The following is a 24541-nucleotide window of genomic DNA, read 5'->3' as shown; positions in this document are numbered from 1 at the left end:
TGTTACTTGAGCTTTTAGTTTCCACGACGAATAGCGATGCGATTAAAGAGTACCAACGAGCGATCTCTTTATATGCTCAAGACCTAGATAAAACCTGGTAAGCAGCGCGTAAAGCTCATTAACTCACATAACAAAAAGCCTAAGCATCAATATGATACTTAGGCTTAAAGGCATAGTTTTTGTTCTTTAGGAAAGCGTTACGCTGAAAGCTCTTTACGAACGATCTCTGCGCCAGCACTTAGCGCATTAAGCTTCGCTGAGGCTATCTCGCGAGGTAGGGGAGCCATGCCGCAGTTGGTGCAAGGGTAGAGCTTGTCGGCATCAACGTACTTAAGTGTTTCACGTAGAGTGCTAGCCACTTCTTCCGGTGTTTCAATCGAATCGGTTGCAACATCAATCGCACCGACCATTACTTTCTTGCCTCGTACGAGCTCAAGCAGCTCAAGAGGTACATGAGAGTTGTAACACTCTAAAGAGATAATGTCGATATTCGATTGCTGCAGCTTAGGGAAGACTTCTTCGTATTGGCGCCACTCGGTGCCTAATGTCTTTTTCCAATCCGTATTCGCTTTAATGCCGTAGCCATAACAAATATGGACTGCTGTTTCGCACTTAAGCCCTTCAATGGCTCTTTCCAAACAAGCGATGCCCCAATTGTTCACTTCATCAAAAAACACGTTAAACGCAGGTTCATCGAACTGAATAATATCCACGCCTGCCGCTTCAAGTTCTTTGGCTTCTTCGTTGAGGATCTTTGCAAATTCCCACGCCAGTTTTTCACGGCTTTGGTAATGCGCATCGTAAAGTGTATCAATCATGGTCATAGGCCCCGGCAGAGCCCATTTGATCGGTTGGTCGGTTTGCTGACGTAAGAACTTCGCATCTTCAACAAACACAGATTTCTGACGAGAAACTGGGCCTACAACCGTCGGTACACTCGCATCGTAACGGTCGCGGATTTTAACGGTTTCACGCTTTTCAAAATCAACGCCATTCAGGTGTTCAATGAAGGTCGTTACAAAGTGTTGACGTGTTTGTTCGCCGTCACTCACAATATCAATGCCTGCTTGCTGTTGCTCGTGCAGAGAGACACGCAGCGCATCTTGTTTGCCGTCTGTGAGTTCATCGCCTTGAAGTTTCCATGGCGACCAAAGCGTCTCTGGTTGTGCAAGCCAAGACGGTTTCGGCAAGCTGCCCGCTGTTGAAGTCGGTAATAGTGTTTTCATAATAATATTGCCTATCCTTGGGTGGTTTGAGAGCGCAATAGACGATTAAAGTGCGTAATTTGCCGACCAGTTCTCTAGAACTGATTGGTATGGCTTAATGAACTTCTCTTCTGCGAATTTACCTTGTTCAACAGCTAGCTGGCTTCGTTCTTCACGGTCGTACACGATTTGAGTCAGCGAGTGATCCAAGTTTTTCAAGTTTGGTTGGTAACAGTTACCCGCAACCGCGTTCGCGTTGTAAATCTCAGGTCGGTAGATTTTCTGGAACGTACCCATGGTACTGATGGTGCTGATAAGCTCTAGGTTAGAGTAATCGTTCAGCAGATCACCAAAGAAATAGAAGGCCAAAGGTGCAACACTGTTAGGCGGCATGAAATAACGAACCTGTAAGCCCATCTTTTTGAAATATTGTTCAGTTAAAGAAGACTCATTCGGTTGGTATTCAAAACCTAATACTGGGTGTTGGTTTTCAGTGCGGTAATAGGTTTTATTATCTGACACGCTTAAGCAAATAACAGGTCGTTTATTAAAGTTCTTTTTGTAAGCGTCAGAGTTAACGAAATATTTAAAAAGCTTACCGTGTAAGTCACCAAAATCTTCTGGAATGCTGAATTTATCTTGGCCTTTATTATGATCCAATAGACGTACGCTAAAGTCATAATCTCGAACATAAGAAGAGAAGTTATTTCCGATAATGCCTTCAATACGCTCGTTAGTTTTACGGTCTACAATATTGGTTTTCAGCACTTCAATTGAAGGGAATGCTTCGCCGTTGCTTTCAATATCCATATCAACAGAAATGATTTCAAGCTCAACAGAGTAGCGGTCGCCCTTAGGGTTATCCCAGTGCGCTAACGCGTTGAAACTGTTATCGATCATTTGTAGTGCATTGCGTAAGTTCGCTTGACGGCTGTCACCGCGAGCCAGGTTAGCAAAGTTGGTAGTGATACGCGTGCTGTCTGCAGGCTGGTAGTTTTCGTCGAGGCTAATGCTCTTAATCGTAAAATTAAATTCTTTATTCATGCTGATTTGGTATCCCAATTTTTTTTCTGATTCTCTCGGTCTTTAGTATTAAAACGGCTTTTATTTTTTGCTTGTGACCGGATTAAGAATCGAAGGCTATGCTGTCTGAAATTAATGCTTAGTAGAATTAATGTCGTATAAAGTTAATCGCTTAAGGTTTTTATACGTTGATAGGTTGACCATTAACAATGGTATTACTTCACATTCAACATGAGGAATATTCATGATCTATTCTGTTTGAATATTTTAGTCGGTGTCAGTTATATTAATTAGCTTGATGGAAATATAACCGCATTAATAGTGTGTTATTTAAGACGATTAATTTAATTAAGAGATGGATGAAATGAGTGAATTGCTGTTGTTGATTTTCTACTGTGCGTTACTGGGCAGTGGTGTTGGGTTTCTAGCCGGTTTGTTAGGTATTGGCGGAGGGCTGATCATTGTTCCTGTGTTAAGCAGCATTTTACTTCACTTAGAGATTCTACCTTCGGATCAAGTGGTTGTTGCGGCCATCGCTACTTCGTTGGCATCGATACTGTTCACCTCAACTTCTTCTGCACTTGCTCACCACAAGAATGGCAACGTGCCTTGGGATCTGGCGCCTTGGATCATGCTCGGTGTTGCTCTAGGTGCACTGGTTAGTGGCTTTATGGCGGCTCTGTTGCCGGAAAAAGTCGTTCGTATTGTGTTCGCCGTGAGTGTGGTTCTTATTGCGATCAAGATGTTCTTAAGCAGTAAAAATGATGCACCTAAGGAACGAAAACTGCCAAACAAGGGCGTGCTAACGGTGCTGACAACCATTACGGGTGGCTTGTCTGCCATGATAGGCATTGGTGGTGGTGCATTGCTGGTTCCGCTATTAACGTTCTTCTCTGTCGATATGAAAAAGGCTATTGGCTGCGCCTCAGCTTGTGGCATTGTCATCGCGCTATTTGGTTCGATAGGTTACATCAGTTCAGGCAGCAGTCACTTTGCTCTATCAGACGGTTTTGCTGGCTTTGTTTATCTGCCTGCGCTGTTGGGTATTGTGTGCACGTCTTGGTTTACGGCTCCGTTGGGCGCAAAAGCCACCAACCATTTACCTGTTCCGACGATTAAGAAAATCTTCTCAGTACTGTTGGTTGTTATCGCAGCAAGCATGGTTGCTCGTTAATTGAAGACCGTTCAAGTGTGAATATATAGAACAAAAACGAATAAATTGATCAACCACCAATAATTAGAAAAGGGCAGTTTCATAACTGCTCTTTTTTTGTTTATCGGTCTATGCTTATACAGCTATGTACATGAGTATATTGATAAAATCGTTTAGTTATGAACAATCCACTGCTATAGCTAAATGTATCTTGTTTGATTCAACGGAATGCTATCAATGAGTGATTTATGGATCCTTTAACGCAGGGCGTGTTAGGCGCTTCTTTGTCACAATCGGCCAGCAAAAAACAGCATTTGGTTGTTGCTGGGGTATTAGGGCTGCTCTCCGGGTTAGCACCAGATTTGGATGCACTGATTAAGTCTCAAAGTGACCCTTTGTTGGCTTTGGAATTTCATCGACAATTTACCCATTCACTCTTCTTTATTCCCATTGGCAGTTTGATCTGCGCTTTGGTTCTGCATCACCTGATTGCAAAAAAACGTGGGCTTTCTTTCAAACAAAGTTGGCTGTTTTGTGCTCTGGGCTATGGTACTCATGCACTGTTAGACGCTTGTACCACCTATGGCACGCAGTTACTTTGGCCTTTCACCAACGCGCGTTTTTCTTGGAATACCATATCAATCATCGATCCTGTTTATACGCTTCCCATTCTAGTGTTGCTTGTGTTTGCGACGTTAAAACGAGCGCCTTGGCTAGCGCGTGTTGCGTTTACTTGGGCGCTAATTTATCCAACATTAGGGATGATTCAGCGAGACAGGGCAGAGGCGATTGGGTGGCAATTAGCGCAAGAAAGGCAACACACACCGATTCGATTAGAGGCAAAACCAAGCTTTGCGAATATCTTGGTTTGGAAAGTGGTGTACGAAACAGAGGCTCATTACCATGTAGACGCAGTGCGGGTTGGCACATCGGTAAGCACGTATCCCGGAGAGTCGATTGCGAAGCTGAATGTTAGCAGGGATTTACCTTGGCTTGACCCGGACTCTCAACAAGCCAAAGACATAGAACGTTTCCGCTGGTTTTCAAATGGTTATATCGCTCAGGACCCAACAGACGAGCTGCGTATTATCGATGTCCGATATTCAATTGTACCAAATCAAATGAAAGCACTATGGAGCATCAAGCTATCAAAAGCAGTTGATGCAAACGCGCATGTAAAATACGAAACTCATAGAGACAACACGCCAGAGTCGAGACAGATCTTCTTCGGTATGCTCACTGGCGATAAATGAGCTAGTTTTAAACTGATCTGCACCGTCAATACTGGATGCTACGTTAAGCGACTTTCCATACGTTTAGGGCTCTTCTCCGCTTAGATGAGCTTGATTTCTGGGTAAATGGTAGAGTGAGTTTCTAGGATTGAGGTTTGTCTAATCTTCAATTTAAAGTAATCAGTATCCCTTACTCCTCGGGCTCGCCGTCTAAGAAGACCTATCGATACATTCCCTGCTTCCACTCGGGCATTCGTCAGCTTATATTTTGCATAATTGCAGATCCCAACTCTTCTCTCCCAAAGCGCGTCTGCGAAGTTGATGAGAGATAAGATCCTCGTCTTTTTAGCAAGCTGGCACCACGCATCAAGAGCTGCGATCATCAGGTCAAAATTACGTTCATCCCATAAGGCTTGAAGCTGCTCTTTGAGCATATAAATCGTACAAAGAGTCTTATTGCTTTCAAGTAAATCATCTAGCCTATCTGACTGCTTATCGCTTAATTTCGGCGCATTTTTGAGGAGTAAAAATAGCGTCCCTTTAAGCATTTTCTTCTCGTCATGTGTTCCTTTCCTAAACGCTTTATTACGCTCTTTCCTTATCAGAAGAGAGTAGTTCTGCATAACGTGAAACCGGTCAAAAACGATGTCTGCATTCGGAAGAGCGTTTCTCACTGCTGATTGGTAAGATTGCCCCATATCCATTGATACCGCTTGGATGCCGTCTCTCGTTTGCGGTGATAATTGTTCAAAAAAGTTGATGAGTACGTTTGAAGTCCGCCCATGGTCAACCCAAATAAGTTGTCCTGAAACGAGATCATAAACGACGGTCATATAGTCATGGCCTTTAGCCCTGGCGACTTCATCAACGCCAATATGAACAAGGTTGGTCAACCTCTTAGGCTCTAAAGCAGGCAAGGTAGATAACAGAAATGCTTTATCGATATTTTTCACGGTTTCCCAGCGTATGTCTAAATGCTTAGACACTGCGTGGATGCTCATATAGCGGCATAGTCCACTAATAAAGTGACAGAATCTCTTGGTATAACGACTCCCCTTATCAACAAAATCAGTCGCTTCAACCAACCTTCGGCCGAGCCTATCTCTTGTCTGAGCCAATTCAATTTCTATAACGCAAGGGCGACCACTGACAGGTAAATCCGACAGGCGACGGTGAACATAGTGGTCGACTGTGCGCGGTGCTCCAGTCTCAGGGTCAACAACTTTACAGCGTCTATCTCGCTTGCATTTGACGAGTACTGAATGAGAGCTTTCTTCGAGCGTTACAGACTGTACGGATTGGCCTTTAAAGTTAAATAGAGCGGAAGATAATAACGACAAACTACAATACTGAGATATAAGGTGGGAAGCGATTATAAATCAATGTGTTACCGGTTTTATTGTTAATTTATAGACTCATCTAAGCGGAGAAGAGCCCGTTTAGTTATCTCTGAATTGTTAATTTAGGGGAAGCTATAGCTCATTTATGCCCCATTGTGTGTTCACTTCGATGAGTGAACTACATCGGCAATCTATTTTTACAATACATAAACTAATGGTTAGGAAAAGGCCCGACACATTTTCTTTCTTCACTCTAGGTAGTCAGCATATTTAGATAGTATGGACAATAGGATAGAGTCAGACCATACTCCAGTCAAAAAGCTCATCGAAGCGATTCAAGATCTTTAAAGGTTACGGAGACTGAATAAGAGTCAATTTGATTGTTGGTTACTCTGTGACCGGGGGGAGGTGAGAGTGCACGAGGGGTCAGCGTTTTTGAATGAACTCTTCAATACCTTTACAGTTGAAGTATAAAATGAGGCGGCCAAATAGCCGTCCCAGACACACCATCTGACTTGTTTATCCACTCATTCCTTTAAGCCAAAAATTAATTCAATTTCATCATCAAGTCTTCTGCCCGTTGGTATAAAACCAAGCTTTTGATAAATAGAGAGCGCATTGCCTTTTTCTTTATCCATCGTGGTCAGGGAGACGCCTTTTAAACCGGTAATGGAAGCGTATTTCTTACTGAAGTTAATCGCTTGACTCCCCAATCCTTTTCCTTGGAAACGATGGTCAATCATGACGCGCCATACATATAAATGCTCCTTTTGAAAGTGTTCATCGTGTGTGTCCAGTATTCTAGGGTCAATCAGAGAGATTAGCCCCGCAGGTTTATTGTTTAAGTAAATACCATAGTTGATACTATCGTCGTTAAAACTGGCTTCTGCAAGCCACTCTGCGTTGTTAGCAATGAGTTGTTTTTGAGACTCTTCCACTGAGAGATCAATAATGTCATTGATAATGGTATTGTTTATTTTTAAAAAGCTAATTTTATTCATGCTTATTTACCTTGGGTAGGTGTTTCATTAAAAGTAACTGGCCAATGTAAGGATCTTGATAAGCTAATCTTGAGTTATCAAAATGGTAATGTCGCTTTTGCTCCTGTCTTTTAACATAGACTCTTCAAGTATCTTATAGATCTCTTTATCTGGCGCATATTAGAACGCGCCAATTTTTTTAATTAAGGTATATGTATGTCTTAATTAAAAACGATGATGGAAGTTATTGTTTCCTTTTTGCCTGCCCCCATGACAGAAATATTAGTTCCAAGCGTTGCCCACGATGATTCAAAAATAGGGTACGTATAGTATTTTTACAATAGTGCCGTCACAAAACCCAAAACAAACTCCCTGATAGAATGCTGACGAGTGTGATTAAAGATAACTTTAATGTGTTCTCAGCCAGCTACATTTTGTATATCACTTATCAGCTAAAATGGTGGCCAATATCTTATCGCCTTTGCATTCAACACTGACGTTCATTCCATTGACGAGTGCTCTCTCATTAGGCGCACTTGCTCTCATATCGAGTCCACTTGTTTAAATTTGGACAACTAGTTCGGTAAGCGTTAAAGAAAGAGTGCTGGTTACCCTGAAGTTTTAGTGTAGGCCACATCTTGATGTTATCGAAGATGGCCAATCGCAATGCAAAAATAGACACAGCCCTGGAATATTGAAGCTAATGTTATCGAAAGATTTTCTGCACTATTTTTTTAGTTTGCGTAATTGGTGTAGCCAAACTTAACACCAATGATACGAACCGCCATATAAGTTTTAACTCATACCATTTGACGTATTATTGCGGAATCTTTTGTCTATGACAGTATGACTTTGTAAGTAAAATCATTACATAATGAAAGCGTATTTATTAAGTTGCCAGTTCAAACCTTGATGTATTGTTTTCATAAAGTTCAACGTTAATGTCGGTTTTATCTAATAGTCATAAGATGTTGCGCCTAATGAATTGATAGCAGCGTAGCTTCTTACGTCTAAAGCGGGACTGTATTGGATAAACCTGTGATAAAAATACAACGATTCACAAAAATGCTGTGCTTGGCCGACATATCACTCAGATTGACATCACTCATGGAAGTTGATTAAACGACTTTATATACTTGTAGTAATTCATTGTTTACTAAATTAGTAAAATCACTGACACGCTTTTGTCCATTTCCTTCCAACTACAATCGTGATGACCAAATTAAAAAGGAGGTCATCATGGTAGTTTTCAACAAAACGAAACGAAGTGGCGTCAAAAAGCCTTTTCGGCTTGAGGAAATTTGGCGGATCAGAACCAGATTAGAAATTGAAAATAATTTGATGCAGCTTGCGTTGCTCAACTTAGCTATTGATAGCAAACTTAGAGCAAGTGATTTGCTCGTTCTCAGAGTTTGCGATGTATCTTCGCAAGATAGGATATTTAACCGCGTTAAGCATATCCAGCGCAAAACAGATATTGAAGTTCAATTTGAGATAACGACAAGAACTCAACAGAGTCTAATGAAATGGATTTTGATGGCTTCGCTACATGACAGCAATTTTATTTTCCCAAGCCAAAGGCGAAAGCAACAACCGATTAGCTATTCGTACTATCGATACTTAGTGAGGAGATGGGCTTCTAATCTGGGGTTGGATCCTAACTTGTATGGCACTCACTCGATGAGGCGAACAAAAGCGACGTTAGTCTACGCAAAAACGAAAAATATCCGAGCGGTGCAGCTACTACTTGGTCATACCAAGGTAGATAATACAATCCGCTATCTTGGGGTTGAATTAGAAGATGCATTGTTGCTTTCAGAAGGTACTGAGTGTTAATCGAAAAGGAACCTAAGTACTTAGGTGTTTCAATTGCTATTACGCTGAAAGTTGTTACCCATTCACCGCTACACTTGATTATTTTCAATACGTTAAGTGCAAATACTACTAATCTGTCCAAGGTTTAGATGGCCTTAAACAGATTAGGTATACACAAGCTTAAATTAAACGTTGGAACGCGCGTTTTTCTTCTTTGATTTATAGGCTTTCATTGAAATTCTTAAAGCAAGCTGTTTTTGTTTAATTGAAATGAGTTGTCTAGTTACGACCTTATGGTGTAACTCTGTGATAAAGTTTTTTTCCCAAGGCGTAAGGCGGTCAAACCTCAATAAAATAGTGTCATTGAGTACATTGAACAACTCGTATTGGCTTTTATCCATTCGACTGCTAAGCATTCAATTAGAGCACTTAGCTAGAGAAATGACGTTAAGGCTTTCTACTTTCTCATTTTTTCCTAAGGTAATGATTCGATAAGAGATCCCACTCTCTAATAGTGGTCTTATTTCGATGTTGTCACAAAAACTAACGGCGACTTTTTCTACTAATCGGTCCATATTCAAAGTTTTCTTTTTTACGAAAACAAGAGTGACACTATCGCCCTCTGACTGTGCATTTACGAGTGTGATTGAGCCTAACTCTTGTGGAAGTTGGCTTGAAATAACTGTCGCTCTATAATCGGCAAGTCCATTAGATTTTATTGGGCTTATCTGACAACCGTTAAGCATGACACTGACGAAGAGAATTACAGTTGTTCGTAGCATTATGCGCTCCTTCTTCCTTTCTTCTCCCTTTAGGTGCCTTAAAATATTTATGGATATAACGTGAAGACATAGAAGATAAGAGCGCACTGTAATCTAAACTGAATGTGACTTTTTCCCCTACAAGTAGTGGTTTCTGTGAGGATTCAAGGACAAGGTGATCGCTAGTTGAAGACATGATCTTAATCCCATTCGGAGCCTTAAGCCCGCCGACACAAACATCTTGGCGGCCTAATGCCAGAATAGCTTGCGATACCTCCCCTCTATCTTGAAGGTTTTCTTTTTCACCAAAAGCATTTAACCCCCGACTTCCCCAAGGCAAAGTCGGTTTAATTTTGGATTCAATCACTTCAGCGGTCAAAGAAATCGCATCCGTATGTAAGCCTTTGATATTTTCGTGCTCTAAAGGCTCACAGCCTAAAAAAATTGCTTCTCCTATACGAAGGTGATTGACTCGAGTTAAGCCTGTTCTCTGAAGAGCCCAGTTAACTGAAGCAGAATTACCCCCTGAAATAATTTCTAGATTGATCCCAAATGTAGCTTCAATTCCATCGGCAAGATCAGAAAGAATATTCATATTTTTATCATCTGGAGCGACACCATACCGACAAGCTAAATTCGTACCAATTCCTTTTATCGTGATGTTTGGTAAAGAAATAATCTCACGGATAAAATCAATAACGCGATTAGGCATCACACCTTCTCTGAGATCGCCAAGCTCAACCATAATAATAATATCGTGACGACAATTTTGTTGTTCCGCTGCATGTGAAAGCCTCTGAATCACTTCAACTTCAGAGTTTAAACTCATATCACTGTATTTTATTATGCTCGCCACTTGACTGAGCATGGGTGTACGTATCAGCATTTTGGGGATAGAAATGCCAGATTCAGTCATCTTTTGAAGATTTTCGATTCTTGAATCGGCTAACATTGGTGCGCCAGCATCAATAAGAACTTGTGCGATGATAGGGTGACCGAGGAAGGCTTTTGTTACAGGCGTAACGGATATATTTTTCAGTGAGAGCTGAGTAATCAGGAATTGAGCGTTATGGTGAACTTTCCCACAATCGATGTCTAACCTAGGGTAGTTCACCCTTTTTCGGCCAGTTTACTTTCTATTATAGGGAAAGCTGACGTTACGATGTGCAACAGATGTTCGACAGGTTGTGACAAGACATCAGTAACAGGTAGACCAAATTCGGTAGTGTAACTGTCTATCACACTGCGTGTTTCATCCAACGACATATCTTCATGATTCAGTGTTAGTCCAATAACATTGGTATTAGAAAACGTTTCGATAAGATTGATTTCTGAGGCAATCGAAGGCATTGGGCAATCAGGAAAATCACTACGATATAAACGTTTAGGGGCATGTTGCAGTATCACACCCGTTGGACAGCTGCCACGTAAGATAAAAGCGCTGGTTGAAAACGCAGGGTGACTCAAGGCTCCTTGCCCTTCAATAATAATCAGATCCGGGTTTTCTTTTTCATAGGCCTGTACAATGACAGATTCCAACTCACCGGCACAAAATTGTGAAGGAACAGCATCGAGTGCAACGCAGTATTGTGCACCTTGCATAATGCCTGTTTGACCGGTGGCAATCAGAACGACGTTAAGGCCTTTTTTAGTCAGTTCATTCGTTAATATTGTTGCTGTTGTTCGTTTTCCTAGCGCGCAATCCGTCCCCATGACAGCAATTCTCGGACATTTAACGTTGTGTATTTTCCCGATAAACGTTTTCAGGTCGCCTTTATTTTTGGGTTTGCGAGTATCGAATATTCGAACGTTATTCTTTAAGCTGGCTTCTAAAAATAGAGGATCATCGGTTAGGAATTCATGTAAGCCATTTACGATGTTCATTCCTAGTGACATGGCATTTAAAATTATGCTTTTATCTAAGTCAGATAAAAAGCCACTTGATGGCGCAATGCCAAAAATGAAGTAATCAGGAATGCTTTCTGCGTGAATGATAGCTTCTTCAGCATTAGCAAGGATAGGTATTCCATTGGCTTTGTTATCAAGAACTTCACCAGCATCTAAGCCAGCAGACTCACTATCAATAACCGATAGAATACGATAGCTTAACGAATGTCTCACTAACCCATTAGCGGTTTTACCATCAATTTTACCAAAATTACCTTCGCAATATATAATCGCAGAAGGGATGACAGGTTTTACTTTCTGAGCAAGTGGTAACCAAGGTGCGAAATGGGGTACATCGTTGTTGATTTCTACATTTTCAATTCTAGTGAGTTTGAAGATGTTTCTTAACTTTTGGGTTGAAATGGACATAATTAAAGCCTGCGGTGAGGCTTAGGAGGGCAACTAAGGAGTGCCGAGATGTGAGTTCGGAAAAGAAAAGAAGTCCCCACTAAGCGGTAGGGATAACAACCAAGGTAACACACTCACCAGACTTTTGTTGATTATTATTAATACGCTTTCTAAGTCTATCACTTTCAGGCTTCACCCATACTAACGTGATTGATTAGAGATCTAAGACTCATTGTTCAACGTCGCCGTATCAACCTCTCAGCTTTAAGGTTTCAAGATACTTTTTCTAATATTAGTTAAGTGAATTAGAGTTTTGAGTTTAACGCGTTTTTGTCCAATTTCGTGCTAGTAGGTACCAGAATCTTCCGTGATTGTTAAGTTCGATGAAGGGATAAAACCTTCAAATCAATCTAAGTATGTTTTGAAAATGTGATTAAAAAGGCTGAATCAATAAACTGATCAGCCTCTATCGATTTATTCCATTAAAGGTAACGACTTCTCAAATGATCTTTGAAGTATTGCGCATTCAAGGTTTCACCTGTTGCACCTTTCACCAAATCATCAGTAGTAAGCAGGCTGCCTTTGCTCCAAATGTTCGATTCTAACCAATTGAAGATAGGGGATAGGTCACCGCTTTCAATCACTGAGTTCACATCCACTGTTTTCTTCATTGAAGCCATGAACTGAGCCGCGTACATCGCACCTAATGTGTAAGGTGGGAAGTAACCGAATGCGCCGTCCGTCCAGTGGAGAATGTGACCTGCATTTTAAGGTAGTTGCGGCTGTCCAAATTCTTGCTAACGGGGCGACTTAACTCACAAAGTACGAAAAGTGGGGGCAGAGTACAGTTCTTGACTCAAACGAATTCGCTAGTTTTTGCTCTGTAAATCGCACTGAAAGAGTCACACACATACAAGGTAGTATGAGCATAGCCTTGAACAAGCCCAAAATCCTCGCTGAGAGCGTTTGAGGCGGTCTGAGGGTTGTTTTTGGTAGCTAATTTACCCATTTACCATAATAAGAATGATGAACTCCGACTTTAATTGCATGAAACGAGAGCTATCTATTTAGTTTCACTGCTGCGACAATCTTAATTTCTTACTAAACTGGAATTAGTATTGAACTAATAAAAAAGGAATAGTTATGCGAATTGTTTTTTTTGTTTTTGCTCTTTTTTTTTCTTCCCTTTCATTTGGAGGTTTTAAACCAATTCACGATAAAGCCTTAGAAGAAAAAGCACTCGATGCATTAGAAGTTCACTTAGTAGCTGAAGGTTTGATAAGAGATGATGCTGAGCTAGCTCTCGCGTATGAGGAGGGAGGGAAGAGTATTTTTTTCTTTCGAGTAAGAGAGCATGAAGGTGGGGATGAGTTATATAGGGTTTTTTGCTCAAAGGCTAGGTGCCGTTTTAGTTATAACTGACAATTGAAGTTGTAGTGGTCTAATGATCCCTGACAATCACGTAAGCGACTTTTTCTATCCTTTTAATAATTCATGCTTTGCTTAATTGGCAATCTTGCTAAAACGGAAATGTCCAGAGGCTTCATAAGCCTGAAGTTTTACTCGTGGCGCTTTTCTTGCAAAGTGCCTGCTAGCTCAGATCTGCCCCAAAATCACTTAGATTGAATACTCTACATCGTTTAGGATGCGAACATTTTCCCTACTAAAAGTCATCCATCCTTATGAACTTTAGTTGTGAACAATTGCTATGTATCACATCAACCATTTAGTCACTTTATCTTCACGGGCTGGGGGTAAAATCACAACAAACTGTATGATATCTTTTATATTATTTAAAGGTACAGGGAAAGTGACATGACTGAAGAGATAGTCAGCTTGATACCTCACACTCCTATATAAAGGGTGTAATCCATCAAAACTCGAACTTAAAGTTAACTGAAACGAAAACAAGGCTCTAATTGAACCTTGTTAAAAAATTGGATGAGTCTATGAGTTAACGACGGAGACCATCTTCAAATCGCTTGCGATAATTGTTTATCACGGTGATTAACGACTTTTTAATATCAACAATTTGTTTGGAATGTGGACACCAAAGCGCGAAGCCAAACTTGAAGCCCTCTAGCATCTCATCGGCTTCAACTGGCTCAATAGCATGATTGGCAAACTCAGTATTAGAAAAGGTTTTAGGCAGTAACGCCCAACCCAACCCCGCTTCGACCATCTTTATCACTAGGGCAAGTTGATCGATTGCTTCATTGTCTGAGCTGTAAATAATCTTCTCTGACATACCTTCTTCAATAAAAGATCGTAAGACAAATTGTTTGCTGTTTTTCAGAGCCACCAAGACTGCACTTTTCTCCAACCTAGATAGATCTCCACCTTTTTGAACAAAAGGGAGAAATTCGAAATGCCCAAGGAAAGTAGCATCAAAGCTATACATCGCCTGACGGTCATGCACATTGACGATACCAAAATGGTATTCGCCACTATCTATGCCTCTTTTGATGTCCTGTTTATTCCTAACAAAAAAGTTCACGCGCATTAGCGGAAAATCGCGAAGAAATTGCTGGCGGATTTCAACCAAAGCGCGATGAGGAATCACACTAGAATAAGCGATGTTGACGCTTTCTAATCCACCATAAGAGAGGCTTAGCGCCAATTTGTCGAAAGTACGCGCTTGCTCGATGGTTAATTTAGCATTGTGATAAAGAAGGTGACCATCTTCAGTTGGCTCTACCGAACGCCCCACTCGTTCAAACAAACTGACCGCTAGTTGGTCTTCAAGGTTGGTAATCACCTGCCCTATCGTAGTTCGGTGCTTATTGAGTTTGACCGCGGCTTTGCTAAACGAGAGTTGTTCATAAACGGTCACGAACGCGAGAAGTTGTTCAAAACTAAAATTCATAGGTTTCGCTTCCTTTCTAGAGTGATTTACTTAAAATATGATAACTGATCTGCACCAGTGATACTGGACACTCGACTAAGCGAGTTGCCCTACTTCTGTTAATTCATGACTTACTAAATTAGATAAAACGCAACTCGGAAATGTCCAGAACCTTCACAGATGGCACTTCGTAACTCAGAAGTGCCCCTTTTCTAGTTAGAACCAAAGCTACCCTTCAGCCATAATTGTGACTTTTGACTTACAATACTTGTACTATGCTTTTTTCAGCTTGGTTCTACTTACACAGCAAGCTTTGCAAGTAGAAACCTTCAATGTAGTTGGGCGTTTTATCTACAGATAACGACTTCTCAAATGGTCTTTGAAGTATTGCGCATTCAAGGTTTCGCCCGTTGCACCTTTCACCAAGTCATCAGTGGTCAGCAGGCTGCCTTTGCTCCAAATGTTTGATTCTAACCAAGTGAAGATAGGGGATAGGTCACCGCTTTCAATCACAGAGTTTATATCTACCGTTTTCTTCATTGAAGCCATGAACTGCGCCGCGTACATCGCACCTAATGTGTACGATGGGAAGTAACCAAATGCGCCGTCTGTCCAGTGGATGTCTTGCATACAGCCGTTAGTGAAGTTGCCTTGAGTGCTTAAACCAAGGTAAGACTGCATCTTGGTATTCCATAACTCTGGCACGTCAGTGTGTTTGATCTTGCCGTTGATCAAGTCACGCTCAATCTCGTAACGCAGGATAACGTGTGCAGGGTAGGTCAGTTCATCGGCATCAACACGGATGAAGTCTTTCTTCACGCGCGTGTAGATCTTCTGGAAGTTTTCTTTCTCAAATTCTGAGCCTGAGAATTGCTGACCAGCCAAGTTCGCTAAGTGTCCAATGAACGGGTCGCTGCGGCCGACTTGCATCTCGAAGAATAAAGATTGAGATTCATGAATGCCCATAGAACGAGCTTCCCCCGCTGGTTGTCCTGCTAGGTGTTTTGGTAAGCCTTGTTCGTAACGTGCGTGGCCTGTTTCATGCACAATACCCATTAAGCTTTGAACGAATTCCGCTTCGTCATAGCGTGTTGTGATACGCACGTCTGAAGGGACGCCGCCACAGAATGGGTGAACACTTTCATCCAATCGGCCGTGTTCAAAATCGAACTGAAGCAGCTTCATGACTTCTAAACCCAGTGCTTTCTGTTTCTCGGTCGAATAGATACCTGATGGTGCGTTAAATTGCTCGCTCGATTGTTTTTCGATCACTTCATCAATTAAACCTGGAAGCCAAGTTTTAACGTCTGCAAATAGGGTATCAAGTGAAGTAGAGCTGGTGCCCGGTTCATAAATATCCAGCATCGCATCATAAGGCGTTAGATTGGCTGCGTCTGCGCGAATCTGCGCTTCTTCACGAGAAAGCTCAACCACTTCACGCCAGTTCTTTTCGAATCCAACCCAGTCGTTGTTACCGCGTTGGCTACGCCACGCATGTTCACATTTTGAACCCGATAGAGATTTCGCTTCAACCAGTTTTTCTGGAAGTAGGTTTGCTTGTTGCCACTGGCGTTTTATTTCACGAAGTGACGATTGTTGCTCAGTGTTCAGCGCTTCATTTTCAGCGTCTGCAATCCAATCGCCAAGCTGTGGTTGAGTCATTAAGCCGTGAATATGAACAGAAAGCTCGGCCATCGCTTCACTACGAGCTTGGTTACCACCTGCTGGCATCATTGAAGCTTGGTCCCAACCACAAATAGAAGCTAGGTGTTGAAAGCGTGAACATTTTTGAGAGTGTTCGACTAGTTTTTTGAATGCGCTCATTTGACTACTCTTAATTTGGTTTCTTTAAATGATCCTTAGGGCTGCGTCAGCGTTAAGGTTCATCTCGTGTACTTTGATTATGGCTTTGCTTTTTAATGACGCCGACCTTCGCAGTCGAAGATATAGCGAGAAAAGCATGAGGCGGTACGATGCCTTGAATTTACTATTTCTTAACAAATCAAACTGTTCTATTGTGCACAAAATCAGTGAGTTGTATAGCTGGTGGCAATTGTTGCTTGCGAATTGTTCAGATACACGGTATTGATGATAGATCGCTGAACAAAAATGACAATGATATGGATATTTTGAACTTTGAGGCATTTCTAATTGCCATCACTATTTTAACGCTAACGCCGGGCTTAGATACGGCTTTGGTGATTCGCAATACTAGCCGCTCTGGCTTAGCTGACGGTTGTATGACGAGCTTTGGTATTTGTAGCGGCTTGTATGTACACGCGTTTTTCTCTGCTGTGGGTATATCTGCAATCCTCGCCCAATCCGCTGAACTCTTTCAAGCCGTTAAGATGGTAGGTGCGGTTTACCTCATCTGGCTTGGCTTAAGCAGTTTGCGAGCGTTGATGAAAAACGGTGGCGGTTTGAAGGTCGGAGAACAAGCTCAGCAGGCTTACAGTGCAAAGCGTTCTTTGCGTGAAGGCTTTCTGTCTAACGTTCTTAACCCAAAAACAGCAGTTTTCTATCTGGCCTTTTTACCTCAATTTGTAAACCCTGAAGGTTCGCCTTTATTGCAATCTATGTTGATGGCTTCGGTACACTTTATGATTGCGATGGTATGGCAATGTGGTTTGGCTGGCGCGCTTAACTCGGCTAAAAATTTGCTCAAAAACGCGAGTTTTATGAAGTGGATGGAAGGCGTGACGGGCATGGTGCTGGTTGGGCTGGGTGTTAAGCTTCTGATGGAAGAGCCTGTGTAGTTCACCGTTTTCAGTTGAACATGAATATATGAAAGCCCACGATGTGTCGTGGGCTTTGTGCTTTATTACTGGTAGATCTTTGTACCGATCTTATTCTACAGCGCAGTTATTCAACGACGCTAATGTTCATCTCAGCACCTTCGAAACCTAAGTCACTCAACTCATCGGCGTTAAAGTTGGTGGTAACTTCGATGTCGCCAATGCGCTCAGTAGATTCGTTGACGGAATCAGTACTTCTTTTGCTGCGTAGATTGTTAGTAATTGGTGTTGCTTGTCCAATTTCGATAGTACCTGCAAATTGAGATTCAGCGTAGAAATCTCCAGACACGTAAGAGTGGAAGGGGCGTAAGCTTCCGCCAGTCGCGTATTGCATGCTTGATAAGCCAGCTTCTTTAATCGCCCAGCCCCAATCCCACCATTTAGTTTCACCTGGGATGTAACGGTGATCCCATTGGTAGCGAATGTCGGCAGATTCACTGCTGCCACGGCCCATGGTGAAGGTATGAGCCTTGTACGGGCGGTTATCTGGATGAGAGTGCCACGCGTTGCCACCCCAACGAAGGAAGCCGTTGAATTCAACATCGTAGCTAATATCGGCGTTGAATCGGTACGGGTAAGAGATGCTTGAGCGATACAGCTCAACTCGAATCGGTAGCTCCGAATTCGCAGGAACCATAGGACGAGCTTGAAGTGTTACTTGTTCGCTAGTGGAGTTGCCATTTGTTTCAGCGAAGCTTTGGTTAGCCTCGAACTTAACGGTGAGCTTAGTTTCGCCAACCAAAGGCCACTTGAAGGTGTTCTCTGTTTGAACGCTCTGTGAGAATCCGTAGCTGTTCGTTTTCGACCAGTTTGTTGATTCGTCTACTTTTAGGTCTACCACCACTTGTTGCGCGATGTTGCTGTTGTTTCTTGCCGTCGCGTAAACCGTTTTCACTAGTTCACGATCCGACTCGACAACATCACCATGCCAAAAGTTGTCGTCGTTAACGGTGTAGGCAAAATTGTCGACGGTGATTTTGGTTTTTTCATCACAGCGATAGCCGCTACAAGAGCCATTGTTATTTCCTTGTATTACCCAACTGTTGCCAGAGCGCTTTATCGTCATGTCTTCGCCCACGTACTGACTGTTATTACCGCCAACCCAAGCGTAACCTAGGTTGTGGGCTAAGTAGCTTAATGGGCGTACAAAGTCGTTACGGTTGTTCACTAATTCATACTGAACATCGATTTCGCTGCCTTCCTGAACCGATTTGGCGGAATAGTTAGGGATTTCAGATTGGTCGTTGTTTGGGTAACAGAACGTTGACCCACTGCTTGATTGCTTAATTTCGCCATGATAACCCGGCCCCATGATTACCCAGTTTCCTTTTAACCCGGTGATCTGCCAAGTGCCCATGCGAGCGACCAAAGTACTCTTCTGCTCTTCTGCTTCATAACGGTCTATAGGACGATAACCAGAGCGACAGACATCTTCACCAAGTTGGTCAAACACTATTTGGTCTGGGTAAATCTTCGCATTTACACCGGTTGATAGAACAGACAACACTGCGGTTGCTAAGAGACTTCTGTTTACTGTGATCATTAACAATTCCCTCATTTGTAATTTTTCTATTTTGATAATGTTTTGTGTGCCGTGCAGTTAACAAGACAAGTTCACTTTTTCATGTTGATAAATAGATAGATACTGAAAAGGGTTGAATTAAATTACCCAGTTAATTCAATAGCTTGTATTGTCATTAGTGTTTTTACGGTGAAAGAGTATGCAACTGAACGTAAATTGTTTGATGGGGCTCAAACCGTTTTTAGAAAAATGAAGGCCCATTATTCGGGCTTAGACGTCAAAATTATTTGACGTTATTTTTGGCGTTTGTATGAATGGTTAATTAGAAGAACAGGTATAACCATTCACAATACTCGTAGTTTTAAGGTGGGCAGGTAGTGAGTGACAAAGAGTAAAAATCTAACTTGAATATTTTGCTTTGCTATCGGTTTTAAAATGCAAACACTTAAAGTAAGGAAGACTGTAATAATTGTATTACTGATAAAATAATGAAAATAACCATCCGTTTTTTATGTGTAATATCGGAAAAGCTTGCTACTTGATAATAGGGCACTTGTTGCTAGTGGTTAAACTATCTCTAATTATCGTTTGGCCAGAAGTTGCGTTCGGCCTGTATTACACGTTTTAATGATGGCAAATAAATCATTCGAACTTAAGATATCAATCTTTACCGTTAATGGGTCATTGTTGATTAACAGGTAAGGCGCCAATCGGCTGTCATTCATTGTTTTATTTATTTTTTGCACAGAGACTAAGTCAATGGTGCCAGAAATAGAAAAGAAAAGTGATTGAGAAGGACGGGCTGTTCCTCTGAATCGCAGAACAAGTGGGTCGGGCATGTTGTCGTCTTGAACGGACATCAGGTGCAGCACCTTGTTGTTACTTATTTTCGTTAATCCGTCGGTACGTAATACATTGTCATTCACTATCAGGTCCACCACGCTATGTTGGTAGCGATGCTCTTCTTTTGGTTGGGGCGAAGGGATACTCCATATGCCAACCAATAAAACGAATGCAGAAATGAGCGCAACGATTGGCATCATAATTGACCTCTTTCTAGGAATAGGGCCAGTTCGGTACTGGCTTGATCTAGTTGGGTTGGCGTGTAAAAGATGTTGACGGACTGGCGTGTGGCTTTGTTCAGAATAGAGAGCTCAGAATATTCCGCTTCTTCGCTAATGTACGCCACGCAATCACATTGATACTGATAGAGAATGCTTTCTAGCTCTGGCGTCATCGCCATTTCAGGGGCTTGGAAAACTTGTATTTGACCTATCCATTGCTCGCTGAGCCGGTTAACGGGTTTGATATCGCTGAGGTTTATCTCATTAACCTTAGCAAAAGCCAATAACGCTGATGCCAACAGTAAGCAGCCAGTGGTGAAGTAGCACAACTTGTTTCGGTTTTCAGCAGTGGGAAAGTAAGCCGACGAACTTTGTTTAGGGTTAGGCTTAGGTTCGACTGCAACAGCTGCACCGATAGCAATACCGTTATTGCCGACGGGTATCAGGTTGCTCGCATCAGCAAGGGGAGTTGTGGCTGCATTATTGATGGGGGAGTCGATTACCACGCACTCATCGATAAGGCGATAGCCCACCTTAGGAACGGTGACGATTGGGGTTTCTTTGATGCCTAATCTAACGAACCCTTGGCGCAGTAAACTTATACTTTTCGCTAGTGACGTATCCCCTATGAACTCGTTTCCCCAAGCGAAGCTAATAATATCTTGTTTGTTAACAATATCGGGTGAGTTTTTATGTAATAACTCCAGGACCCGAGTTTCACGGTATCCTACTTTAATAGAACGTTCGTCGTTATAAATACGGTTTTTAATCGGGTCGAATCTGATCATATAGCCAACGTTTTATTTTTATTATAATTCTCTCTACAATGTAGATGACTATAAACTGACTAATATATGAATTAAAGTCACATGTTTTATTCTTCTGGTTTTTTGTGTCGTTGAAACGAAAAGAAATTTAATATGTTTGTTACAAAATGCCTGACACCTACGCACAATCTGTTAAATATAAGTAATATCTAATTAAGTGTTGGTTTTATTAGTGTTCTTTTTAGTAGTCTTCTATCTTCTTTATTAAATCGCATAGTGGTCGATTTAATATTCTTGTTATTTATAAGGGCATATGTGCTGCATAATAATTTAAGACGTTTCGCTATGTGATGAAAATAAAAAAGCCCGCAGTTGAATGCGGGCTTGGTATTCAATCACTTCAGTTTACGCTTTAACTGCTTCACAATCATTTGAAGACGTCAACGGTTTGAAGAATAGCTTGGTTTCTTCGATAACAACGTGGCGCAGCAAGATAAGCCCGATTAGGTTCGGAATTGCCATTAGGCCGTTCACGATATCAGCCATTATCCAGATCATGTCAAGCTTTAAGAATGCACCAGAAGCCACCAACGCAATGAAGATGATCTTGTAAGGCAATACAGCTTTGGTACCTAGCAAGAACACAACACAGCGCTCACCGTAGTAGTTCCAACCTAAAATTGTTGTAAACGCAAAGAAGATTAAGCCAACAGAAACCAACATAGGGCCAAGGGTATCTGCATTCAGACCAACAGCGAATGCGTGAGTGGTCATCGCAGCGCCTGAAAGATCAGTCTGCCAAGCACCCGTTAAGATAAGCGCCAAACCTGTCATCGTACAGATGATGATGGTGTCGAAGAAGGTACCTGTCATAGAGACAAGTCCTTGTTTCACACATGAGTCTGTTTTAGCCGCTGCTGCAGCCATTGGTGCGCTACCTAGGCCAGATTCGTTCGAGAACACACCACGAGCGATACCTGATTGGATAGCAAGCATGATGCTCGCGCCAAAGAAACCACCGGTTGCTGCTGTGTTGGTAAACGCAGAAGTCACAACAAGGGTAATGGCATTCAGTAGTTGGTCGGCATTTGAAATCAGAACGCTTAAACACGCGACGACGTACATAACCGCCATAGTAGGAACAACTTTCCCTGCCACTTTAGCGATAGATTGGATACCACCAAGGGTAACCACTGCCACTAATATCGTAAGAACGACAGCAGACATCTCACGCGAAGCGCCAAATGAGATTTGAGTTGCGTCCAAGATAGCGTTGACTTGTGGGAAGGTACCGATACCGAAGCAAGCAACGCCGAGCGCGAAGACAGCGAACATTACCGCTAAGATTCGTGAGCCGACACCGTATTGCAGGTAGTACATTGGGCCGCCAACCATTTCGCCATTGCTATCGGTTCTGCGGTATTTAACGGCGAGTAGACATTCTGCGTACTTGGTCGCCATACCAAATACAGCGGCAAGCCACATCCAGAATAGGGCACCAGGGCCACCAATCTTGATTGCGGTCGCTACACCAACGATGTTACCTGTACCAATGGTTGCTGAAAGTGCAGTACACAAAGCCGCGAAACTCGATACGTCACCCGTACCAGATTTGTCTTTGCTGAACACCATTTTCAGTGCAGTTGGGAGGTGTCTAAACTGGAGTAAGCCTAAGCGAAAAGTAAAGTAGATACCTGTACCCACTAGCAGAATAAGCAGTGGTGGTCCCCAAACGAATTGGTTGATGGTTTGTAGTGTAGCTTGTAGGTGGTTCATAGATTCCCCTTAATAAATTAAAAATTTAAGGAGAAGAGGGAAGGCAGTGCAGATCTCAGGGATCGGGGGCACTACTTAATACATACGGATTTCTAGATAGAATTCTTGTGTTAATTAAGGCTGTTGCTTTCCACTCCTCTGTCCTTTTGCCTGAGAGTTTCACTTAGCGAATCACTTATAGATAAGTAACGGGCACTAAGCTTGCTCCTTCGGCGACCGATCTAACGGTTCTCTCCAGAGGTTCCTCCAACGACAGTCCTCACTTTTCTGGATTTCTCCAGCATAAAGCACCTGAAAGATTTACTTCTTCGGCGGGTCAATCTAACTAAATGTTAATGTTTAGTTAAAAACCACTCTCCTGCAGTCTTCATCGGAACAATTACCTAAATAATTAGGTAATCTGTAGGCGTATCCTAGATCATATAAAATGTGATGTCAGCTACAAAATATCTGTTTGCACAAATGTTGTTCAACTAAATGATCAAACAACGACTCTCTGACGTAACTTGCTTATTTAAATGGTATAAAATAGAGAAACAAGGAGGAGTTATGACTCGACTAATAGCGATTGTTTTTTTATTGGCTTTGGCATTTGTACTATTTCGTTACCGGACAAACGAAAAACTGCAAAAATGGGTAGTGATAGTTATCGTTAGCAGTTTCCTTTTGTATACTGCCAGCTTGATGATTTCGGAGTTAACTCGTTAAGCCTGCCTGTAAACAGGTGGGATGAATGTGTTAGTAAAGCTTAAGTGCTTCTGGCTTGAGCGATAGGTTTAACTGAGCCTTCACAATCAGTATTGGCATTCGTGTCAGTGACCGCGTAACGTTAAATAAATTTTTGGGAGTACCCGCTAGTGAACCAGCAATCTGGACAAAGCGAACAAGATGAAGTGGTTGTTATAGAAGAACGCGATAAGCGCAGTCAGCTCTATATCGGCATTGCTGCGGTTATAGGTTTAGCACTGGGTGGCTTAATTGGTTCTACAGTTACGGCTTCTAAGTGGGAGTCCACTTACCAGGTACTCGAAACTCGTTATCAAGAACTGCATGACAGCAGAGCACAGTTGATGACATCCGTTGAAACTAAAGTGGCAAAAGTTGATACCGAAATCGATGCGAAAGTAGAAGCCGCTCTAGTGAAACAAACGGAAGAGCATCAAAAAGAGCTCCAGGAATTAGCGAAGCAGTCTTCGGTTTTAGAGAAGGCGAACTACTCGTTAGAGCAACAGCTAAATGAACAGAAGCAAACGTTAGAGCAAACTCAGCAAGACAACCAGAAACTTAATCGTCAGGCTGACATGCAATCGACTTTGTTTGAGCGTGCGCGTGAAGTTTTCCGAAAAGAATTACAGATTTCTCAAGAACTTGAAAAACTTGAGAAAGAAAGAGATCAACTCGAGCAGAATCTTGGTTCTCTTAAGAAAGCGTGTGATGTTTACTTAAATGGCACATCATGGGATGCGAAATCTGACGCGTGTGAGAAGCAAGATAACGCTAACTCTCGACTGAGTGATATAAGACAAATGATTGAAGTCCACACCATGGACCTCAAACAAATCAAAACTCTCACTGAAGAGATGGGTCTATAAGCCGAAGGCTTTACCAACCTAACGTTAGTTTTTCACTAAACATTGAAACGCCCACATCACACACGTGATGTGGGCGTTTTGCGTTTGTCGAGAGCATAGATCCGGTGCTTTCTCATTATTGATTATTTGCGTGTTTTCATTGTTTGCTTAGATATTTGTGAATAGTTACGTATATCCACAATGATATGTTACTTGTTGTCTATTAAATGACTTTGCATACATATTTTCAGCTCAGAGTCGCTGCATAATAGTGTTGTTCAGGATGAACACGCAGTCGATTGCTAGCTCGCATTTGGCTGCTTTGACGACAAGGGATGGAGTGATGCCAGAGTATCTTTGTGAGAACTGCACCATAGCTTATTGTTTCGATGATTGT

20 protein-coding genes, 1 pseudogene and 1 riboswitch are annotated in these 24541 nt (G+C 42.0%); of the genes and pseudogenes, 6 read left to right on the top strand and 15 right to left on the bottom strand.

The features are described 5' to 3' along the window. Window positions 1-197: 197 nt before the first annotated feature. Together AB4512_RS18120 and AB4512_RS18115 are read right to left on the bottom strand one after the other, a co-directional pair. Window positions 198-1226: a methionine synthase gene (locus AB4512_RS18120; RefSeq protein WP_372075026.1), complete on the bottom strand. Its 1029-nt coding sequence runs from the start codon at window positions 1224-1226 to the stop codon at window positions 198-200. Window positions 1227-1271: 45 nt separating this feature from the next. Next, a complete protein-coding gene (locus AB4512_RS18115) occupies window positions 1272-2249 on the bottom strand; it encodes a DUF1852 domain-containing protein (RefSeq protein ID WP_017064213.1) in 978 nt (325 codons plus the stop codon). A gap of 343 nt (window positions 2250-2592) precedes the next feature. On the opposite strand from AB4512_RS18115, the gene AB4512_RS18110 reads away from it, so the two are divergent. Both AB4512_RS18110 and AB4512_RS18105 read left to right on the top strand, forming a co-directional pair. Next, a complete protein-coding gene (locus AB4512_RS18110) occupies window positions 2593-3402 on the top strand; it encodes a sulfite exporter TauE/SafE family protein (protein WP_372175293.1) in 810 nt (269 codons plus the stop codon). A gap of 227 nt (window positions 3403-3629) precedes the next feature. Next, the gene (locus AB4512_RS18105) at window positions 3630-4634 is read left to right on the top strand and encodes a metal-dependent hydrolase (protein WP_102429252.1); all 1005 of its coding nucleotides are present in this window, start codon (window positions 3630-3632) and stop codon (window positions 4632-4634) included. 80 nt (window positions 4635-4714) lie between these two features. On the opposite strand, the gene AB4512_RS18100 is transcribed toward AB4512_RS18105, so the two are convergent. Both AB4512_RS18100 and AB4512_RS18095 read right to left on the bottom strand, forming a co-directional pair. Then, window positions 4715-5953 carry an ISL3-like element ISVa7 family transposase gene (locus tag AB4512_RS18100; protein WP_081317730.1) on the bottom strand — a complete coding sequence of 413 codons (1239 nt, stop codon included), beginning with the start codon at window positions 5951-5953 and terminating at the stop codon, window positions 4715-4717. A gap of 527 nt (window positions 5954-6480) precedes the next feature. Further along, entirely contained in the window at window positions 6481-6954 is a 474-nt protein-coding gene (locus tag AB4512_RS18095; RefSeq protein ID WP_004734802.1) for a GNAT family N-acetyltransferase, read from the bottom strand. A gap of 1218 nt (window positions 6955-8172) precedes the next feature. Between AB4512_RS18095 and AB4512_RS18090 the strand changes: the two genes are divergently transcribed. After that, the gene (locus AB4512_RS18090) at window positions 8173-8769 is read left to right on the top strand and encodes a tyrosine-type recombinase/integrase (RefSeq protein WP_016792302.1); all 597 of its coding nucleotides are present in this window, start codon (window positions 8173-8175) and stop codon (window positions 8767-8769) included. Between the two features lie 164 nt (window positions 8770-8933). On the opposite strand, the gene AB4512_RS18085 is transcribed toward AB4512_RS18090, so the two are convergent. From AB4512_RS18085 to AB4512_RS18065, 5 genes and pseudogenes are all read right to left on the bottom strand, one after another. Continuing rightward, a complete protein-coding gene (locus tag AB4512_RS18085; protein ID WP_065584872.1) occupies window positions 8934-9164 on the bottom strand; it encodes a hypothetical protein in 231 nt (76 codons plus the stop codon). Further along, window positions 9165-9530, bottom strand: coding sequence for a type II secretion system pilot lipoprotein GspS-beta (gene gspS2 / locus AB4512_RS18080; protein ID WP_016788065.1), 366 nt, complete (start codon window positions 9528-9530; stop codon window positions 9165-9167). Then, on the bottom strand, window positions 9487-10623 hold the full coding sequence (locus tag AB4512_RS18075; RefSeq protein WP_065584873.1) for an alanine/ornithine racemase family PLP-dependent enzyme: 1137 nt from the start codon (window positions 10621-10623) through the stop codon (window positions 9487-9489). The genes gspS2 and AB4512_RS18075 overlap by 44 nt, the downstream gene beginning before the upstream one ends. Beyond that, on the bottom strand, window positions 10620-11825 hold the full coding sequence (locus AB4512_RS18070) for a DUF1611 domain-containing protein (protein WP_108085955.1): 1206 nt from the start codon (window positions 11823-11825) through the stop codon (window positions 10620-10622). The genes AB4512_RS18075 and AB4512_RS18070 overlap by 4 nt, the downstream gene beginning before the upstream one ends. Before the next feature lie 461 nt (window positions 11826-12286). Further along, window positions 12287-12556, bottom strand: a pseudogene (locus AB4512_RS18065) (carboxypeptidase M32); the annotation flags it as partial. A 391-nt stretch (window positions 12557-12947) separates the two neighbouring features. On the opposite strand from AB4512_RS18065, the gene AB4512_RS18060 reads away from it, so the two are divergent. Further along, window positions 12948-13226, top strand: coding sequence for a hypothetical protein (locus tag AB4512_RS18060; protein ID WP_017063787.1), 279 nt, complete (start codon window positions 12948-12950; stop codon window positions 13224-13226). A 532-nt stretch (window positions 13227-13758) separates the two neighbouring features. Here AB4512_RS18060 and AB4512_RS18055 read toward each other — a convergent pair. Continuing rightward, on the bottom strand, window positions 13759-14670 hold the full coding sequence (locus AB4512_RS18055; RefSeq protein ID WP_102333401.1) for a LysR family transcriptional regulator: 912 nt from the start codon (window positions 14668-14670) through the stop codon (window positions 13759-13761). Window positions 14671-15000: 330 nt separating this feature from the next. Next, window positions 15001-16473, bottom strand: coding sequence for a carboxypeptidase M32 (locus AB4512_RS18050; protein WP_017066275.1), 1473 nt, complete (start codon window positions 16471-16473; stop codon window positions 15001-15003). Window positions 16474-16769: 296 nt separating this feature from the next. On the opposite strand from AB4512_RS18050, the gene AB4512_RS18045 reads away from it, so the two are divergent. After that, window positions 16770-17405 (top strand): LysE family translocator, encoded by a 636-nt coding sequence (locus tag AB4512_RS18045; protein ID WP_017058961.1) that lies wholly within the window; start codon window positions 16770-16772, stop codon window positions 17403-17405. A gap of 106 nt (window positions 17406-17511) precedes the next feature. On the opposite strand, the gene AB4512_RS18040 is transcribed toward AB4512_RS18045, so the two are convergent. From AB4512_RS18040 to AB4512_RS18025, 4 genes are all read right to left on the bottom strand, one after another. Beyond that, window positions 17512-18987: an aerolysin family beta-barrel pore-forming toxin gene (locus tag AB4512_RS18040; RefSeq protein ID WP_017063796.1), complete on the bottom strand. Its 1476-nt coding sequence runs from the start codon at window positions 18985-18987 to the stop codon at window positions 17512-17514. A gap of 560 nt (window positions 18988-19547) precedes the next feature. After that, window positions 19548-20009 (bottom strand): hypothetical protein, encoded by a 462-nt coding sequence (locus tag AB4512_RS18035; protein WP_017059728.1) that lies wholly within the window; start codon window positions 20007-20009, stop codon window positions 19548-19550. Continuing rightward, entirely contained in the window at window positions 20006-20818 is an 813-nt protein-coding gene (locus AB4512_RS18030; protein ID WP_017069349.1) for a winged helix-turn-helix domain-containing protein, read from the bottom strand. The genes AB4512_RS18035 and AB4512_RS18030 overlap by 4 nt, the downstream gene beginning before the upstream one ends. A 384-nt stretch (window positions 20819-21202) precedes the next feature. Beyond that, entirely contained in the window at window positions 21203-22573 is a 1371-nt protein-coding gene (locus tag AB4512_RS18025) for a sodium:alanine symporter family protein (protein ID WP_017059726.1), read from the bottom strand. 128 nt (window positions 22574-22701) lie between these two features. Next, window positions 22702-22821: riboswitch (glycine riboswitch) on the bottom strand. 609 nt (window positions 22822-23430) lie between these two features. Here AB4512_RS18025 and AB4512_RS18020 point away from each other — a divergent pair. Further along, window positions 23431-24165 carry a chromosome partitioning protein ParA gene (locus tag AB4512_RS18020; RefSeq protein ID WP_372175292.1) on the top strand — a complete coding sequence of 245 codons (735 nt, stop codon included), beginning with the start codon at window positions 23431-23433 and terminating at the stop codon, window positions 24163-24165. Window positions 24166-24541: the final 376 nt, after the last annotated feature.

This window comes from Vibrio sp. 10N.222.52.B7, from assembly GCF_041474275.1.
Lineage (GTDB): Bacteria > Pseudomonadota > Gammaproteobacteria > Enterobacterales > Vibrionaceae > Vibrio > Vibrio crassostreae_C.
Note: the sequence above shows the minus strand (reverse complement) of the source record. Positions and strands in the feature narration are given on the sequence as shown.

Coding starts and splice junctions, on each gene's coding strand:
- AB4512_RS18105 (WP_102429252.1), top strand. CDS start 3,630: ATGGATCCTTTAACGCAGGGCGTGTTAGGCGCTTCTTTGTCACAATCG.
- AB4512_RS18120 (WP_372075026.1), bottom strand. CDS start 1,226: ATGAAAACACTATTACCGACTTCAACAGCGGGCAGCTTGCCGAAACCG.
- AB4512_RS18035 (WP_017059728.1), bottom strand. CDS start 20,009: ATGATGCCAATCGTTGCGCTCATTTCTGCATTCGTTTTATTGGTTGGC.
- AB4512_RS18050 (WP_017066275.1), bottom strand. CDS start 16,473: ATGAGCGCATTCAAAAAACTAGTCGAACACTCTCAAAAATGTTCACGC.
- AB4512_RS18040 (WP_017063796.1), bottom strand. CDS start 18,987: ATGATCACAGTAAACAGAAGTCTCTTAGCAACCGCAGTGTTGTCTGTT.
- AB4512_RS18115 (WP_017064213.1), bottom strand. CDS start 2,249: ATGAATAAAGAATTTAATTTTACGATTAAGAGCATTAGCCTCGACGAA.
- AB4512_RS18025 (WP_017059726.1), bottom strand. CDS start 22,573: ATGAACCACCTACAAGCTACACTACAAACCATCAACCAATTCGTTTGG.
- AB4512_RS18055 (WP_102333401.1), bottom strand. CDS start 14,670: ATGAATTTTAGTTTTGAACAACTTCTCGCGTTCGTGACCGTTTATGAA.
- AB4512_RS18090 (WP_016792302.1), top strand. CDS start 8,173: ATGGTAGTTTTCAACAAAACGAAACGAAGTGGCGTCAAAAAGCCTTTT.
- AB4512_RS18070 (WP_108085955.1), bottom strand. CDS start 11,825: ATGTCCATTTCAACCCAAAAGTTAAGAAACATCTTCAAACTCACTAGA.
- AB4512_RS18085 (WP_065584872.1), bottom strand. CDS start 9,164: ATGCTTAGCAGTCGAATGGATAAAAGCCAATACGAGTTGTTCAATGTA.
- AB4512_RS18045 (WP_017058961.1), top strand. CDS start 16,770: ATGGATATTTTGAACTTTGAGGCATTTCTAATTGCCATCACTATTTTA.
- AB4512_RS18060 (WP_017063787.1), top strand. CDS start 12,948: ATGCGAATTGTTTTTTTTGTTTTTGCTCTTTTTTTTTCTTCCCTTTCA.
- AB4512_RS18110 (WP_372175293.1), top strand. CDS start 2,593: ATGAGTGAATTGCTGTTGTTGATTTTCTACTGTGCGTTACTGGGCAGT.
- AB4512_RS18095 (WP_004734802.1), bottom strand. CDS start 6,954: ATGAATAAAATTAGCTTTTTAAAAATAAACAATACCATTATCAATGAC.
- gspS2 (WP_016788065.1), bottom strand. CDS start 9,530: ATGCTACGAACAACTGTAATTCTCTTCGTCAGTGTCATGCTTAACGGT.
- AB4512_RS18030 (WP_017069349.1), bottom strand. CDS start 20,818: ATGATCAGATTCGACCCGATTAAAAACCGTATTTATAACGACGAACGT.